This window comes from Duganella alba (assembly GCF_009674495.1).
Taxonomy (GTDB): domain Bacteria; phylum Pseudomonadota; class Gammaproteobacteria; order Burkholderiales; family Burkholderiaceae_D; genus Rugamonas; species Rugamonas alba.
The window spans coordinates 62,951-78,348 of record NZ_WKJN01000022.1 but is presented as its reverse complement, the minus strand read 5'-3'; the positions used below and the strand labels follow the sequence as shown (position 1 = coordinate 78,348).

Annotated in this window: 14 protein-coding genes; 8 read left to right on the top strand and 6 right to left on the bottom strand. The window is 65.9% G+C overall.

Features of this window, described 5'->3' with window-relative positions:
• Positions 1-79 precede the first annotated feature (79 nt).
• Positions 80-1,342, bottom strand: coding sequence for a voltage-gated chloride channel family protein (locus tag GJ695_RS20265; protein WP_154367969.1), 1,263 nt, complete (start codon positions 1,340-1,342; stop codon positions 80-82).
• A 111-nt stretch (positions 1,343-1,453) separates the two neighbouring features.
• Here GJ695_RS20265 and GJ695_RS20260 point away from each other — a divergent pair, with 111 nt between their 5' ends.
• Positions 1,454-2,206: a hypothetical protein gene (locus GJ695_RS20260; RefSeq protein WP_154367900.1), complete on the top strand. Its 753-nt coding sequence runs from the start codon at positions 1,454-1,456 to the stop codon at positions 2,204-2,206.
• On the opposite strand, the gene GJ695_RS20255 is transcribed toward GJ695_RS20260, so the two are convergent.
• The 5 genes from GJ695_RS20255 to GJ695_RS20235 all read right to left on the bottom strand — a co-directional run bounded on the left by GJ695_RS20255 (position 2,203) and on the right by GJ695_RS20235 (position 7,175).
• A complete protein-coding gene (locus GJ695_RS20255) occupies positions 2,203-3,573 on the bottom strand; it encodes a multicopper oxidase family protein (RefSeq protein WP_154367898.1) in 1,371 nt (456 codons plus the stop codon). The two genes, GJ695_RS20260 and GJ695_RS20255, sit on opposite strands and share 4 nt — an antisense overlap.
• Complete coding sequence (locus GJ695_RS20250; RefSeq protein ID WP_154367896.1) at positions 3,570-4,952, bottom strand: TolC family protein; 1,383 nt, start codon at positions 4,950-4,952, stop codon at positions 3,570-3,572. Before GJ695_RS20250 ends, GJ695_RS20255 begins: the two co-directional genes overlap by 4 nt.
• A 60-nt stretch (positions 4,953-5,012) precedes the next feature.
• Positions 5,013-5,387 carry a hypothetical protein gene (locus GJ695_RS20245; protein WP_154367894.1) on the bottom strand — a complete coding sequence of 125 codons (375 nt, stop codon included), beginning with the start codon at positions 5,385-5,387 and terminating at the stop codon, positions 5,013-5,015.
• Between the two features lie 41 nt (positions 5,388-5,428).
• Positions 5,429-5,668, bottom strand: a complete 240-nt coding sequence (locus GJ695_RS20240; protein WP_154367892.1) for a hypothetical protein — start codon at positions 5,666-5,668, stop codon at positions 5,429-5,431.
• Positions 5,669-5,744: 76 nt separating this feature from the next.
• Positions 5,745-7,175 (bottom strand): M20/M25/M40 family metallo-hydrolase, encoded by a 1,431-nt coding sequence (locus tag GJ695_RS20235; RefSeq protein WP_154367890.1) that lies wholly within the window; start codon positions 7,173-7,175, stop codon positions 5,745-5,747.
• Positions 7,176-7,311: 136 nt separating this feature from the next.
• Here GJ695_RS20235 and GJ695_RS20230 point away from each other — a divergent pair, with 136 nt between their 5' ends.
• The 7 genes from GJ695_RS20230 (at position 7,312) to GJ695_RS20200 (ending at position 15,299) form a co-directional block, all read left to right on the top strand.
• A complete protein-coding gene (locus tag GJ695_RS20230) occupies positions 7,312-7,842 on the top strand; it encodes a GNAT family N-acetyltransferase (protein ID WP_154367888.1) in 531 nt (176 codons plus the stop codon).
• 146 nt (positions 7,843-7,988) lie between these two features.
• Complete coding sequence (locus GJ695_RS20225; protein WP_154367886.1) at positions 7,989-8,414, top strand: YMGG-like glycine zipper-containing protein; 426 nt, start codon at positions 7,989-7,991, stop codon at positions 8,412-8,414.
• A gap of 74 nt (positions 8,415-8,488) precedes the next feature.
• Positions 8,489-9,529 (top strand): serine/threonine-protein kinase, encoded by a 1,041-nt coding sequence (locus tag GJ695_RS20220; RefSeq protein ID WP_154367884.1) that lies wholly within the window; start codon positions 8,489-8,491, stop codon positions 9,527-9,529.
• Positions 9,529-11,994: an FtsW/RodA/SpoVE family cell cycle protein gene (locus tag GJ695_RS20215; RefSeq protein ID WP_154367882.1), complete on the top strand. Its 2,466-nt coding sequence runs from the start codon at positions 9,529-9,531 to the stop codon at positions 11,992-11,994. Before GJ695_RS20220 ends, GJ695_RS20215 begins: the two co-directional genes overlap by 1 nt.
• A 3-nt stretch (positions 11,995-11,997) precedes the next feature.
• A complete protein-coding gene (locus GJ695_RS20210; protein ID WP_229260565.1) occupies positions 11,998-13,737 on the top strand; it encodes a hypothetical protein in 1,740 nt (579 codons plus the stop codon).
• A gap of 6 nt (positions 13,738-13,743) precedes the next feature.
• Entirely contained in the window at positions 13,744-14,223 is a 480-nt protein-coding gene (locus GJ695_RS20205) for an SH3 domain-containing protein (protein ID WP_154367880.1), read from the top strand.
• A complete protein-coding gene (locus GJ695_RS20200) occupies positions 14,220-15,299 on the top strand; it encodes a PP2C family protein-serine/threonine phosphatase (RefSeq protein WP_229260564.1) in 1,080 nt (359 codons plus the stop codon). Before GJ695_RS20205 ends, GJ695_RS20200 begins: the two co-directional genes overlap by 4 nt.
• Positions 15,300-15,398: the final 99 nt, after the last annotated feature.

Below are 15,398 nucleotides of genomic sequence, written 5' to 3'. Positions count from 1 at the left end.
CAAGCCCAATATTATGCCATGAACCAGCCGTAACTGCCAGACAACTATTGAATCCGCCAACATGGCATGACTGACAATATCAGGACACCGGCGGCTTGCGGTCGCTGGCGGCCGGCGGCAGCCGGTACTTGAGCAGGCCGACGCGCTGCGAGCGGTAGATGCCGCAGTGGCCGGAGAACAGATAGGCCACCACGCACGCCAGCGCCGCGAAAGGGCCGATCTGCGGACCGAACAATTCGATGGCCATGATGGTCGACGCCAGCGGCGTATTGGCGGCGCCCGCAAACACCGCCACGAAGCCCAGTCCCGCCAGCAGCGCGAACGGCAGGTGCAGCAGCGGCGCCAGCGCATTGCCCAGGGTGGCGCCGATGTAGAACAGCGGCGTCACCTCCCCGCCTTTGAAACCGCTGCCCAGCGAGCCGACCGTGAAGACGAATTTGCCGATGAAGTCCCACGGCGCCACCGGTTGCTGGAACGCTTCCACGATCACCGGGATACCCAGGCCGATGTAGCGCGTGCCCAGCCACCAGACAGCCAGCGCCACCACCGCGCCGCCGATCAGGGGCCGTAGCGGCGCATAGGCGATATGCCGCTTCATGAATCCCGATGCAGCATGGGTGGATTTGGCGAAGGCCATGCCCGCCAGTCCAAACACGATGCCCGCCACCAGCACGGCGGCCACGCTCAGGCAAGTGACCGGCACCATGGCGTTCATCGCGTAATGGGTGTGATGCACGCCCCAGGCCATGCCCACCTGGTCGGCGGCGATGGCGGCCACCATGCAGGGAAAGATGGCGTCGTAGCGCAAGCGGCCGATCGCCAGCACTTCCAGGCCGAAGATGGCGCCGGCCAGCGGCGTGCCGAACACGGACGCGAAGCCGGCGCTGATGCCGGCCATCAGCAGGATACGGCGGTCGCTGTGGCGCAGGCGGAAGATGGGCGTCAGCTGGTCGGCCAGCGTGCCGCCCATCTGCACCGCCGTGCCTTCGCGTCCGACCGAGGCGCCGAACAGGTGCGACACCACGGTGCCTATCAGCACCAGTGGCGCCATCCGCAACGGGACGACTTTTTGGGGATCGTGGATTTCGTCGATCAGCAGGTTGTTGCCGGCTTCGACGCTGCTGCCGACTTTCAGATAGATCCAGCCGACCGCGAAGCCGGCCAGCGGCAGCAGCCAGATGATCCACGGATGCGTTTCACGCCAGGTGGTCGCGAACTCCAGCGCAAACAGGAAGAAGGCGGAGGCAGTGCCGCTCAGCACGGCGATGAGGCCGGCAAGCAGCGTCCACTTGCCGATGTACGGCAGCAGCAGGATTTGTTCCGGGTAGCGGGATGGCTTCATAGCGCTGAGCATACTAGCAAATCCGCTGAGGTGGATCAAATCTCATGCGGATAGGTCTAACACCTTATCAGCCCGCCATTGCCCCACTCGCCCTACAGGAGGACGATTTTCATGATGGAAGAGCGCATAACAATTCTGGAAGCAGCATCCGACAGCAACGCCTCAGCGCTTGCTGCGCTGGGGAACGAGATGAACGACCGATTCAACCGCATCGAAACCGAACTCAGCGAGCTGCGCCGGACCAAAGCCGAAAACGAGTCGACCCTGTATCGCCTGGAGAATCTGCAAGACGAGATGAACCGGCGCTTTGCCGAGGTGAAGGAAGACATCCAACGCCGCTCCGTCGAATTACGCGAGCATATCGACCGTACTGCCGACGTCGCGCAACGCGAGGCAGAACACCACCGGCAGGACTTCCGCGCAGACATCGAACAACGCCTCGCAAGCATGCGAAGCGAGTTTGAACTGCGCTTCGACATGTTACGCAGTGCCGAAGAGCGAGATTTCAAAAAAGCCAGTGAAGAATTGGCGAGCAGCACGAGCCTCATCCGCGAGGATATGCTGCGCCGCTTCAGCGAAATGCGAGAGGACATAACCCGGCAATTCGCCGATATGCGAGAAGAATTGAACCGCCGACTGGCTGAGCCGCGGGATGAGATCAATCGTCGGTTTGACCAGGTAAATGAGCGCTTTGAACAAGTTGATAGGCGCTTCGAGCAAGTCGACAGGCGCTTCGAAAGCGTGGAGTCTTCGATAGAACAACTGCGCAAAGAGCTCCACACTTTTATCCGCTGGGGCCTCGGCATCCAGGTCACCGTGCTGCTTTCGCTGGCAACGCTGGTGGCCAAGGCCTTCCTGGGTTAGTGATGGTGATGCATATCGCCATCCCGCTTCACGTCCATCGCTTCTGATGGTTTGGCCGGCGGCGCGCCTGGGGCGCGTGGTACTGGCGGTAGTTCGCCGGTATATTCATGCGCCACGCTGCCTTTCGGATGCCTGTACCAGCCGGGATCCTTGTAGTCGTTCCGCGCCAGCCCTTCCCTCACCTTCAGCACCGTGAACATGCCGCCCATGTCGATGCCGCCGAACGGTCCCTCGCCCGTCATCATCGGTAGCGTGTTCTCCGGCAGCGGCATCTGCATGCCGTCCATCGAACCGCCCTTGTCCCCCATGACCATATAGCCTGGCACCAGATTGTTGATCTTCTCCGCCACGCCGCTGTGATCCACGCCGATCATGGTGGGCACCGAATGCCCCATCGCGTTCATGGTGTGATGCGATTTGTGGCAGTGGAAGGACCAATCCCCCGGCTCATCGGCGATGAACTCAATCGCCCGCATCTGGCCCACCGCGATATCGGTCGTGACCTCCGGCCAGCGCGCCGCCGGCCGCACCCAGCCGCCATCCGTACCGGTGACCTCGAACGTATGACCATGCAAATGCACCGGATGATTGGTCATGGTCAGGTTGCCGACGCGGATGCGCACGCGGTCATCCTTGCGCACCACCATCGGATCGATGCCGGGGAAGGCGCGGCTGTTGAAAGTCCACAGATTAAAGTCCGTCATCGTATTGATCTTCGGCGTATAGCTGCCCGGATCGATATCGTAGGCATTCAGCAGGAAGACAAAATCACGATCCACCGCATGCTGCTTCGGATCGCGCGGATGCGTCACCCAGAAGCCCATCATCCCCATCGCCATCTGCGCCATCTCGTCGGCATGCGGGTGATACATGAAGGTGCCCGCGTTCCTGGCGATGAACTCATACACAAACGTCTTTCCGGGCGCGATGCCAGGCTGCGTCAGCCCGGTCACGCCGTCCATGCCGTTCGGCAGACGCTGGCCGTGCCAGTGCACGCTGGTGTGCTCCGGCAGCTTGTTGGTGACAAAGATGCGCACACGATCGCCCTCCACCACCTCGATGGTTGGACCCGGACTCTGGCCGTTGTAGCCCCACAAATTAGCCATCATGCCCGGCGCGATCTCGCGCACCACCGGCTCGGCCAGCAGATGGAACTCCTTGACGCCATCCTTCATCCGCCACGGCAGCGTCCATCCGTTCAGCGTCACCACCGGGTTGTAGGGACGGCCGTTCGGCGGCGTCAATGGGCCCTGCGTGGCGGCCGCCGATTGCACCGGCGCTTCCGGCAGCGACGCCACGGCGACCTTGCTCACCATGCCGGCGCCGATCAGGGCCGCGCCAGTCAAAAAAGATCTGCGGTCGGTCATGGTTGAACTCCTTTATTCTTGGTCAGATTGCCGCCCAATGCGGCATCGAGGTTGGCTTGCGCTGTCCAGTAGTCCTTCAACGCGCCGATGTAGCCGCTGACGGCGGCGGACTGCTCGCGCGCGTCGGCCAGCAATTCAAAGACGCTCATCAGCATGCCGTTGTAGCGCAACAGGGTTTGCTCCGAAATCTGCTTCCGCAGCGGCAGCACCTGGTCGCGGTAATGGTGCGCCAGATCGTAGGAAGTGCGATAGTCGGCATAGCTTTCGCGCGCCTCGCTGCGCGCGTTCACCGCCGCCTGCGCCAGCTGGTTCACCGACTGCATATACGTCGCTTCCGCGCGCGCGACGCGGGCCGAACCCCAGTCGAACAAAGGAATCTCCAGCGTCAGCTCATAGCCGCGTGTGGCCGCCGGGCCATCGGTATTGCGCACCGCGCCAAGGTCCAGCACATTGATGAAGCGCGTGGTGCGCGTCAGGCCGAGCGTGGATGCGGTCTGCTCGGTATCCAGCCTGGCCGCTTGGATGTCCAGCCGCTCGTTGACGGCGATCTGCTCGATATCCGCCAGCGCGCGCGGCGCCGCCGGCAGGTCCGGCAAATGATCCGGCAGACGATAGGCCGTCGCCTGCTCGCCGCTCAGTCCCAGCAAGCGTGTCAGCTTCTCGCGGGCCGCCACGGCGGCCTTCTGCGCATGGGTGACATCGGCCACCGTCTGCGCGTGATAGGCCTGCTCGCGCGCCATGTCGAGCGAACTCCAGTTGCCCGCCTTGCGCATGCGCTCCGCCAGTTCGGCGCTGGCCTGCGCCGACGCCTCTACTTGTTTCGCATAATCGGAAACCTGGCTGGCCGCCACCGCCTCCACCCACGCGCGGCGCGTATCGGCGGCCACCTTCAGCGCCTCGTTCGACACCAGCAATTTGGTTTGCTCGAATCGGCGGCCTTCGATGCGGCTGGCCATCGGCGCCGTAATCAGGCCGACCAGATTGAAGGTCAGCGTGCGTTCGACACCCACCTCGCCGCCGCCATGCGTGCGTTTGAAGTCCAGCACCGGATTTTGCAGGCGGCCCGCCTGCACCAGGTCCGCCTCGGCCACGCCCAGCGACCAGTATGTCGCCTGCAGCCCGCGATTATTCAGCAGCGCGACCTGCACCGCATCGTCGGCAGCCAGCGGCTGCTCCAGTTTCTTGCCGATGACGGCGGCCAGCGCGCGCGCATCGTCCTCGTTGCGCGGCAAGCGTCCAGCCACGCTGGCGCTGACGCCGGTACGCTGTTCGCTGACGCCGGCAACCGCGCCGAAGCCGCCATCGCCGGACGGCGATGCACAGCCGCCCAGCAACACCAGCAAACTGGCGCCACCGGCGAGTTTATACAGAGAAGTCATGTCCTCAACCTCAAAAAAATCGTTATGAAAACCCAGCTCGCGGACGGAGCTGTCGTGTGATCAGGCGAAGTAGCCTTGAGGGGGACGTTCAGGGTGGGCCAGGTCGACCGCAGGGAGGAAATCGGAATAGAAAGGAATCACGCGCGATACCGACGGCAGCGCCGGTGCGGCCAATTCCAGCGCCAGCAATGGCGCGGCGGCCGCGCAGCATGCGGAGCCGCTGCACTTCATGGTGGCATGAGAGGATGAACCCTGTTCCTGCTTTGTCTGCGCCGCCATCATGGCCGCGTGATCGTGCGGTCCGGATGGCATGGCCATGGCGGCATGCGTGGTCGCGGGCGCGACGCACAGCAGCATCTGCGCCGACGCATATCCCTGATACGGGAGCGCCAGCAGCATCAGCCAAACGACGAAGGATCGGAGCAGGACAGTCATGCAGCTATGTTATCACAAGCCGTTACTGCCTGCGCCTGGCGTCAGGCCATGCGCACCAGCGGGTTGGCGATGATGTTATCGATCTGGACGATCGCCTCGTCGCAGGCAGCGGTGATGGCGTCTTCCTGGCTGTCGCGCACAAACTGCATGGTGGCGCCTTCGAACACTTCCTCGCCGTCCGCGTTCACGCGTGCGAGGTCGCAGCTGGCCGTCCATTTATGGTCGCTGGTCGGCAGCGCGGTCGGGATGATGTCCCATCCTTTGTAATGAAGCCTGTCCATGATTGCCTCCTTGTTAACGACAAGGCTACCATGGGCGGACAAAGCCCGGCGCACGCATGCGCCGGGCGCCAGACGCTTACTCCGGCTTGGCGACGCGGCCGATGTTCTCATCCATATTGGCGAGGAACCAGCTCAGCGACGTCATCACCGCCACATGGCGTTTCAGCTCCAGCGTGCTGACCTTGTCCAGCGTGTCGGCCGGCGTGTGGTGGTAGCTGAAGTAGAAGCTGGCGTCCACCAGCGGCTGGAACGACGGCACGCCGCCGCGCTCCAGCGGGCCGATGTCGGCGCCGGCGGCGGCATCGTGGCGCTCGAACACGCCGGCGCCGATCGGCTCCAGCGCGGCTTTCAGCGGCGCGAAGTACTTCACCATCGGCGGCGTCACGCTGCCGATGAAGCCGAACGGCCGGCCGCCGCCCTCGTCGGATTCGATCGCGGCGAAGTGTTTGTCCAGCTTGTCCTTGTTGGCCTCGAAGTAGGCGCGGCCGCCACGGGTGCCGTTTTCCTCGTTCATCCAGGCGATGACGCGGATGGTGCGGCGTGGATGCAGGTCCAGTTTCTTCAGCGTGTCGATCACGCCCATGGCGCCGGCCACGCCGGTGCCGTCATCATGCGCGCCGGTGGCCAGGTCCCACGAATCCAGGTGGCCGGAGACGATCACCACCTCGTCGGCCTTGTCGGTGCCTGGCCAGTCGGCGATGACGTTGAAGCTGTCGGCGTCCGGCAGGGTTTGCGGCGTCAGGGTCAGGTGCATTTTCAGCGGGCCGCGTGCCGACAGGCGGGTCATCAGCATCGCGTCTTCCGCCGTCACGGCGGCGGCGGGAATACGCGCGCCGTCTACCAAGCCGGTGGCGCCGGTGTGGGCGATGCGGTAATTGGCGCCGCCAACCGAACGTACCAGCGCTGCCGCGGCGCCCAATTCAGCCGCCAGTTTCGGGCCTTGGGTGCGGACGCGCGAACCCTGGCCGTAGGCCGGACCAGCCAGGCCGCGATCCGCCATCTCCTGGTCAAAGGCCACGTCGAACAGCACGATGCTGCCCTTGACCTGCGCGCCCTTGGCTTTCAGTTCATCAAAGCTGTGCACCACGATCACCGGCGCGGTCAGGCCGGCGGCTGGCGTCGCGCCGGAGCCGCCCAGCGCGGTCAGCACCACTTTTTGCGACACGCCGTCAGGACGGCCGGTATAGTCAACCAGCTCCGCCTTCTCCTCACCACGCACCCAGTGCGGCACCTTCACCGGCTGCAGCGTGACCTTGGCGCCCAGCTTGCGCATGGCGGCCGCCACCTGCTCCACCGCTGCGGCGGCGCCGGCGGAACCGGACAGGCGCGGACCGACCAGGTCGGTCAGGTCGGCCAGGCGCTCGTAGGCCCAGTCGCTTTTCATCGCACTGTCGCGGATCTGCGCCAGCGTGGCGGGATCGTTGGCGGGTGCGGCGCTGGCGCCGAGGCTCAACAGGCTGCTGGCCAGGACGGTCAGCGACAGGGAGTGTTTGAAGACGGATTTCATGCGGTTCCTGTATTGATAGAGGTTGGGTAGCAAGATCGTCTCAAACGATAACCCATCGTGACGATCTTGTCATCCATGTTGATTTGCTATCGCGCTTGCTCTACCATGTGTATTCAACTGCTTGAAGAAAGCGTCTATGCTCAAGGGCCGAAACTGCACCGTGCGCCATCTGGTCACCGCAGACCTGAACACCTTCATCGCGTTGGTCAACGACCTGCCGTCGCGCGGTGATTATTTTTCCACGCACTTCAAGTCGCCGGAAACCATGCGCCGGGAGTTCATGCAGAACAGCTTCGTCACCGAAGACAGCGAACTGTTTGTCATCGAGGACGCGGCGCACCACATCATCGGCGTCATCACCCACTTCAAAAGCCGCACGCCGACCACGCGCGAAGTCGGCTACCGCCTGTTCGACGAAAAGCTGGGCGGACGCGGATATGTAACCGAGGCGTGCCGCCTGGTGGTCGATTATCTGTTCAACGTCTACCAGTATCACCGGCTGGAATTGCTGACGGCGCCGGAGAACGTCGCTTCGGTGCGGATCGCGCAAAAATGCGGCTTCCAGGCCGAAGGCACGCTGCGCCAATCGTTCTTTATCAACGGCCGTTACCAGGATGTGACGGTATTCAGCCTGCTGCGTCCGGAGTGGGAAACACGGCGTCTATAAACGTATGACCAAATGTAACAAGCCATTACCAGCAAGGCCCCTTTGTAAGCATGTGTATAAGACGTGGTAATAATTCCCCCCTGATTTAAAGTGGAGTCACTGGCTAACGAATCATTTCGATCCGAGCCGCAGCAAGGGGAAATACCATGTTGAGCAAAAAAATGATGGGTGTAGCGTTACTGGCCACCGCAGCACTGTCGTCGTCGGCCTTCGCAAGCGACCGTGATTTCAACACGGTGGCCGGTGCTGTGGTCGGCGCAGCAATCGGTAACAGCGCCGGCGGCCGCGATGGCGCCATCGTCGGCGGCCTGGTTGGCGCGGCGGTGGGCAACAGCGTCCGCACCTCGGATGACCGCTACTATCGCGGCGGCCGTCGTGACTACGTCGAAACCCGCGTCTACACGCAGCCGGCGCCGGTCTATTACGAGCGTCCTGCCCCGGTGTACTACGCACCGCCACCGCGCTACTACGAACCGCCACCGCGCGTGGTCTACGTTGAACCGGCCCGCCCGTACTACCGCGAATATCGCGGCGACCGCTGGGAGCACCACCACGATCGCTGGGGCCGTTAAGCCCTCGCCTGAAAAGCCCCGATTCGTCGGGGCTTTTTTCATTCCCCCCGCTAGCGTTCTGCAACGGGGGAATCATGACGACAGCAGACGCAATCATCGCTTTGGAACTGGGCCACTACCGGCTGCGCGAGCAGATCGGCGGATCGGCGTATGGGATCATCTGGCGCGCCAGCGGGCCGCAGGCCACGCGCGACGTCGCCATCAAGCTGATTAACCAGGAACAGATGGCGCGCGCCCTGCCCGCCCTGCGCGAGCGCTGGACCACCAGCGCCACCAACGAAATCGCCTTCCTGCAGTCGCTGGAACCCTGGGATGAACGGCACATCGTGCGCCTGCTGGACAGCGGCTGGCACGAAGGCCTGCCGGTGCTGGCGCTGGAGCTGATGGGTTCCGACCTGGGCAAGCACATGGTCGCGCTCAAGGGGCGCGGCGAAACCGTGCCGCTGGCGCAAACGCTGGGCTGGATCGCGCAGATCAACCAGGCGCTGGCCAAGGTGCACCAATACGGCTGGCGTTACCTGGACCTGAAACCGGCCAATGTGCTGCTCGATCCGAATCTGCACACCGTCAAACTGGCCGATTTCGGCACCAACCGCGAGTTGGGCCACTTGCAGGCGCACTCCTATGCCGGCACCGCCAACTGGCAGGCGCCGGAACAATTTTTCCCCGCAGACGGCGGCGGCTACGCCACCGGCGCGCGCAGCGATTACTTTTCGCTTGGCGCGCTGCTGTACTTCCTGGTCACCAACGGCACGCCGCTGCGCTTTTGCAGCGACTGCGGGCAGGCGTACCGCGAACACCACGTCGCCGGCGCTGACCTGATTCGCGGCAGGAACGGCGGCGATATCCCCACCGCCCTGCATGCGGCGGAAGAGGAACGCTTCGCCGCCGCCATCCCGTCCACGCAGCGCGACGCGGCGCTGGATCTGCTGCGTGCCTTGCTGCATATCGATCCAGCCAAGCGGCCACGCCACGCCATTCAGATCAGCCGCATGCTGAATGCGATCCAGGGCGTGAAGCTGGCGCGCGGCGCCTTCGACGCGGTCGATCCGGTGCTGGCCATGCGCCGTCCTTCAGCCGTCAACGGCTGGCAGACCACGCGGAGCACATGGTGATGACCGCCTCCAACCGCACGGCGCCACGCAACGCGCCTCATCGGCTGGTGCTGCGCGCCTCTTTGGGCCAGCGCTTTGCCGGCCTGCTGACCGACGGCCTCCAGGCACTTGCCCGCGCCGCCGCCCACAACATCGGCCTGGCGCTCACGCTGGCGTTGCTGGCGGGCCTGTGCGGCTTGCAGGCGCTGGCCTTGCTGCGCGCGCCGGCTGCCTGGCTGCCAGCCGCCATCACCGTCAATCTCGCGGCGGGCGACAGCATCACGCTCGGCCAGCGCGAGCTGGCGGCGCCGCAGTCCGACCGCAACCACCTGTCGCTGCGCCATGACGCCGGTGGCTGGGTTCTGCGCAATCTCAGCGCCAGCAAACAGGTCGTCCTGCTGCGCGACGGCAGCGACCAGCGCCTGGGCAGCATGGCCATGCTGGGCTTGCAGCGTTTTCAGATCGACGGGGCGGTGTTCAATGTCGGCGCGGCCGATGCGCGCGAAGTGAGCTTCACCCGCGACGGCCACGCATGGCGCTACGACGGCGCCGTGCTGTATCGTGACGGCAGCCAGCAGGCCAACTGTCCGGAATCGCGGCTGGCCTCCAAGGCGCTGTCCGCGTGGAACCGCATCATGCCGCTGGCGCTAACGATTTCCCGCCCATTGACCTTCGGCGGCAACCTGTATTGCGACAATCGCCTCGGGCTGGCGCAGGTAACGCCGGGCGCCGCGCAAGTCGCCCGCATCAACGGCCGCCTGCAGCTTTCGGCCGGCAATCCGGATGGCGACCGCGCCGCCGTGCTGGTGACGGACCGCAGCGACCAGTCCGACCTGCGCAAGCAGGAAGCTGCGCTGACCGGCGTGAACGCCATCATGGTCGGTCACACGCGCTTCCAGCTGACCACCCAGGACGACCAACTGGTCTTGCAGCCCAGCCGCCACGTCAAGCTGTTCAGCGATCCCGAACTGAAGCTGCCGGAGCAAGTCAGCTGGCAATGGCAGCAACGCACGTTGTGGAGCGGCGGCCATGCGGACGCCATCTGGATCGGCATGGCGCTGTGCCTCGCCTGCGTCGCCGTCAGCGCTGGCGCGCGCGGCCTGGCCCGTTCGCCATGGACAACGCGGTTGGCCGACGGCGGCGGATTGCTGGCGGCGGCAGGCATGCTGACGGTCGGCCTGATCGCGCTGATCGCACAGCGGGCCGGCTACGCGCCAAGCGCCGCATGCTCGCTGCTGCTGGGCGCCAGCGCGCTGCTGGTATGGCTTGCGCTGCCGGGCCGTCTGACGCTGGCAACCGCCGCCGGCGCCGTCCTGCTGGCAGCCGGCCTGCTGGCGCAGCTGGAACTGGGCCTCGGCGCGCCGGAATCCTCGTGGCTGCGCTATTACCAGAAGAGCGCCGCCATGCTGGCCATCGGCGCCGGCCTTGGCGGCCTGCTGCGTCTGTGGGCACAGCAGCAGGCCGCGCGCGGCGCACATCTTCAGCAACGCACCATCGAATGGCTGCTTGCATTGTTCGCCGCCGTGGCGCTGGCCGCGCTGGCGGCGCAGGTGCTGTGGGGCGATGAAACCGGCGTCTTCGACCTGCAACCGGTGGAACTGGCCAAGCTGGCGCTGACCGCCCTCACCGCCCACTGCCTGGCGCTGCGCTTCAACTGGCACAGTGGCCCGCAACGGCTGGCCGACCACGGCGCGCGCTGGCTGCAACTGATCGCGCCCGCATTGCTGTTCCTCGCCCTGCTCGGCCTTGCGCTGGTGCAGGTGGACGATTTCTCGCCGCTGATTCTGCTGCTGGTCTGGAGCACCGGCATGGGCATGGCTTATGCCGTCGCCGCCGGCAACCGCATGCTGGCGGGTCTGCTGCTGGCTGGTGCGCTGATGGCCGTCGCCGGCGTAGTCTACCTGCGTGTCGTCGGCACCGATGATTTGATCCGCTGGGGCTTCTACGCCGACCGCTTCCTGGTCTGGCTCAATCCCGCCGAACACCCCCACACCGGCCAGCAACTGCTGCTGGGCGCACGCGCCATCGGCGACGGCGGCTGGCTGGGCGCCGACCACTGGCTAGGCCTGCGCGCGCTGGGGCAGTCCGCCGGCGGCGTGGTGCAGATTCCCGCAGTGCAGGACGACTTTGCCGCCTCATTCTTCCTCAATCGCCATGGCCTGGTCGGCGGCCTGCTGCTGTGGGCCGTGCAGGCCGCATTCCTGATCGGGATCGTGCTGACGGCGGCACGCGCCTACCGCAGCGGCACGGCGGCCCGCAACTTCCGCCACGCCTGGGTCGGACGCTTCCGCTACTTCGCGCTGTGCGGCGGCGGCGCCTTCGTGTTGGCGCACTTTCTGCTGTCGTGGGGGACCAACCTGGCGATCTTCCCCATCATGGGCCAGCCGATGAGTTTTCTGTCGGCCGGCGGCAGCCATCTGCTGTTTTTCCTGTGCCCTCTGCTTACGTTCTGTGCGATCAGCGCGCCATCTACAGAAGGAGTTTGAATCATGCCGACCTATGTCCAACACGCCGTCCTGGGACGCATTCCGGACGTATTCAACGCCGAGGCCATCTGGCAGACGCCGGGCCTGGCGCTGTTCTCGCGCCGCCCGCTACTGCGCGATCTGCTGGAGCGCAGCCCGCGCGAGCACAAGGGCCGCGCCGCCACTCGCTGCTTTTCGCATGTGACGCTGGTGCTGCCACAGGAAGAAGTCGATGACGACTACCACCTGACGCGCGGCGCGCGGGCGCGCGATCTGGCCGAGACGCTGACCGCGCTGCATCAGAAGGATTTCGGCGATCTGCTCGGCAGCGACCAGGTGCGCTATGACGTAGTGGGCGCCACCTCGCTGGCGCCGGGCGAGATCGAAGTCAAGTTCGGACATGCCGTGTACCTGCCGGCGCCGGACGAAAAGATTCTGTACAACGTCAGCGTGTCGCGCGACAGCGCCATCTGGCATCCGGTATGCCCGCTGTATCCCAACCAGCGCCTGGCGCTGATCGGCGGCGAAGGCGCGGAAGCCAGCGCTGTGGCCCAGGGCTGGCCATTCGGTCCCGATGCCGCACTCCTGATCCTGAACGACGGTCCAGATGCGCCGCCTGTGGTGCAGATGCGTCCCAAGGACGCTTTCGACTGCCGCTACGATCCGCGCAGCGGCTACTACACCATCAAGTCGCTGCGCGAGCCGCAAGGCGGCCAGCGGCTGCTGCTGAAAATCGCCCGCACCTCCGCTTTCCCGGCACGTCCGCGCACGTTCAACGATCCGGCAGCGAGCGCTGCGCCAATCGCCGCCAGCAATCCGGCGGTCTGGCAGAGCCGTTCAGGTCAGGCCAACGTGGACTCGCGCGGCGCGCAGGACGCCGCTGACGCGCCCCGCGTGTCCGTCAGGCCCGCCGGGATGACCGAAGCGGCGGGCCGGGATCGAGTACCGACTGGCCTGACCACGGCGGCGGGGGCGCCCTACGCGTCCACTGGTCTCGCCGCAGCGACCAGCCGGCAGACCGGCGCGCAAGCCGGCGCCGGCCCGATCGACCTGACCGCCGTGCCGGCCGCAGCCAGCCACAAGCCGGCCAACCGCGCAGGCGAAAGCGACGCCACCTACGCGCCGGTGTCGCAACAGCGCGTCAGCCTGGTGGCGCTGGCCCTGCCGCGCCTGAGCCGCTACCGCGACACCGGCGCGCAGGCGCTGGAACTGCCGTTCAACCGCGCGCTGGCCTTGTCCGCCGACGCGCAACCGGCCATCAGCCTGATGGTCGATGCGGCCGACGATCTGTACGCCTGCACCCCCGAAGGCCGCCAGCGCATCGAAGCGCCCGCCACCTTCGCACCGGTCGACGCGCGCTCCCTGCGCCTGCTGCCCGCCGCGCCGGAAATGGCGGACCGCTACCGCGCCCTGGTCTGCCTCGCGCAGCCGGTGAGCGCCGGCGTCGCCAGCGGCGTGCGCTTCACATTCGGCCGCAACTCGCCGATGCTGGCGTCACTGCGCCTGCTCGACTCGCCGCGCTTCCTCAAACGCGCCGACGGCGCAGGCACGGCCAGCGCCGACCGCATCGGCCTGTCGCGCACCGCGTTCAGCTTTGAAGCCGCCGCCAAGGGCTACACCATCGGCCGCCAGAGCGCCACGCAGGCGCTGTACCACCTGGACGACAAGCTGCAATTCGTCGCCAGCATCGGCGATGCACCTTACCTGCTGCCGCATGGCCATCACCTGGTCGCCGGCCACTACGTGCTGCGCTTCGACGCCTGATTCATCATGGACGCCGCCAAACTCTATGCCGTTGCCGCATTCGTCGCTGGCCTGATCATCACACTGTTCCTGGCCGCGTACCTGACGCCGCGCACCTGGTGGCGCCGGCCGAACGCGCGTGCGCTATTCATCACGGTGGCCGGCGCCTGGGGCTTCGGCAGCCTGATTCTGTACGCCACGCACGGCCCGGCGACCGCCAGCGCCAGCGCGCTCGCCAGCAGCATCGCGCCGGCAGCAGCCGCAGAAATAGCGCATCCCACCGCATCCGGCCCGGCTGCCGGCCAGCCCTTCCACGTGCACCGCGACCTGAACCTGCGCGCCGCGCCTGGCGTGCACGCCGCCCGCGTCGCCATCGTGCCGGCTGGCGCCGATGTCACGCCGACCGGCGCGCGCGACGGCGACTGGTGGCAGATCAAGGCCAGCGTCAATGGCCGCGACAACACCGGCTGGGTCAGCAGCCTGTGGCTGCGCCGGAGCGGCGAATGACGCACACGCCGCCCACCGCCGCCGGCACGTTTTCGGCTAAGCTGTGGCCTTTCGCATCCCGCGCTGCGGCGCCCGCACCGATGACACGCATCACCGACCAACTCAACTTCGGCCCCGGCCTGGATGTCGCCGCCCGCAGCAGCGCCAGCATCAGCAAACTGCAAGCGCCGGAAAACCAGGACAACCTGCTGCTCATCGACGCCAACGGCCGCGCCGTGCTGCTGCGCGACCAGACGCCGCAAACCACGCAACTGCCCGACTGGCCGCAAGGCCATGTGCGCCTCGCGGTCCTGGACGGCATGGGCGGCCATGGCCACGGGCGCCAGGCCGCCGAAGCCGTCGCCACCGGCCTGCTGCGCATCCCCGCCTGCGCCACGCAGGAAGAACTGAGCGCGCGCCTCGACCAGTTGCACCGCGACCTGCAAGCCCGCTTCGCCCGCCCGGACGACCATGACACCTTCCGCCGTCCCGGCACCACGCTCACGCTGCTGGAAATCCCGCCCGGCCGGGAGCCGATGCTGTACCACGCCGGCGACTCGCGCCTGTACGAAATCACGCAACAAACCGTCAAGCCGCTGACGGCGGACCACGTCCCCGCCACCGCCTTCGCCATGCACGGCCTGCTGGACGAACAGGAATGGTGGCAGCAGGTGCACGGCGAACACCGTGCGCAGATCTCGCAGGCCTACATCCTGGGCAACGCCTTCACCAATCCGCAAGTGCTGGACGACGGCCTGCTGCCGCTGGACGCGACCAACCTGCCGCCCTTCCTGCGTCACCTGGCCGACCGCCGCGCCGTGGCCGTGCGCGCCGACGCCACCTACCTGCTGGCCACCGACGGTTTCTGGTCCTGCGCCCGTCCACAGCCATGGATCGAACGCTGGCCGGAACTGCTGGCGCAGCCGGACGCCGGCCACGCGCTCGACGCCCTGTTCAGCGACTACGCCCACAACCCGCCGCCGCAACTCCACATCGACAACCTCAGCGCCATCGTCGTCCGCTTCGCCACGCCCAAAACGGTCGGCAATGTTGACGAAACGGCACTGCCGACAGCACCAATTCCGTCGCATTTTTGATACCCGCACAGCCTGTATCAAAAATCGGTTGCAAAGTTTGCCAAACAGAGCGAAAACCGCATAAACTTGCGGGTATCCCATCGGTCGGTTTGTCATGAA

Excerpts from the sequence above, each read along its gene's own strand:
- GJ695_RS20265 (WP_154367969.1), bottom strand. The coding sequence starts at position 1,342 with ATGAAGCCATCCCGCTACCCGGAACAAATCCTGCTGCTGCCGTACATC.
- GJ695_RS20260 (WP_154367900.1), top strand. The coding sequence starts at position 1,454 with ATGATGGAAGAGCGCATAACAATTCTGGAAGCAGCATCCGACAGCAAC.
- GJ695_RS20255 (WP_154367898.1), bottom strand. The coding sequence starts at position 3,573 with ATGACCGACCGCAGATCTTTTTTGACTGGCGCGGCCCTGATCGGCGCC.
- GJ695_RS20250 (WP_154367896.1), bottom strand. The coding sequence starts at position 4,952 with ATGACTTCTCTGTATAAACTCGCCGGTGGCGCCAGTTTGCTGGTGTTG.
- GJ695_RS20245 (WP_154367894.1), bottom strand. The coding sequence starts at position 5,387 with ATGACTGTCCTGCTCCGATCCTTCGTCGTTTGGCTGATGCTGCTGGCG.
- GJ695_RS20240 (WP_154367892.1), bottom strand. The coding sequence starts at position 5,668 with ATGGACAGGCTTCATTACAAAGGATGGGACATCATCCCGACCGCGCTG.
- GJ695_RS20235 (WP_154367890.1), bottom strand. The coding sequence starts at position 7,175 with ATGAAATCCGTCTTCAAACACTCCCTGTCGCTGACCGTCCTGGCCAGC.
- GJ695_RS20230 (WP_154367888.1), top strand. The coding sequence starts at position 7,312 with ATGCTCAAGGGCCGAAACTGCACCGTGCGCCATCTGGTCACCGCAGAC.
- GJ695_RS20225 (WP_154367886.1), top strand. The coding sequence starts at position 7,989 with ATGTTGAGCAAAAAAATGATGGGTGTAGCGTTACTGGCCACCGCAGCA.
- GJ695_RS20220 (WP_154367884.1), top strand. The coding sequence starts at position 8,489 with ATGACGACAGCAGACGCAATCATCGCTTTGGAACTGGGCCACTACCGG.
- GJ695_RS20215 (WP_154367882.1), top strand. The coding sequence starts at position 9,529 with ATGACCGCCTCCAACCGCACGGCGCCACGCAACGCGCCTCATCGGCTG.
- GJ695_RS20210 (WP_229260565.1), top strand. The coding sequence starts at position 11,998 with ATGCCGACCTATGTCCAACACGCCGTCCTGGGACGCATTCCGGACGTA.
- GJ695_RS20205 (WP_154367880.1), top strand. The coding sequence starts at position 13,744 with ATGGACGCCGCCAAACTCTATGCCGTTGCCGCATTCGTCGCTGGCCTG.
- GJ695_RS20200 (WP_229260564.1), top strand. The coding sequence starts at position 14,220 with ATGACGCACACGCCGCCCACCGCCGCCGGCACGTTTTCGGCTAAGCTG.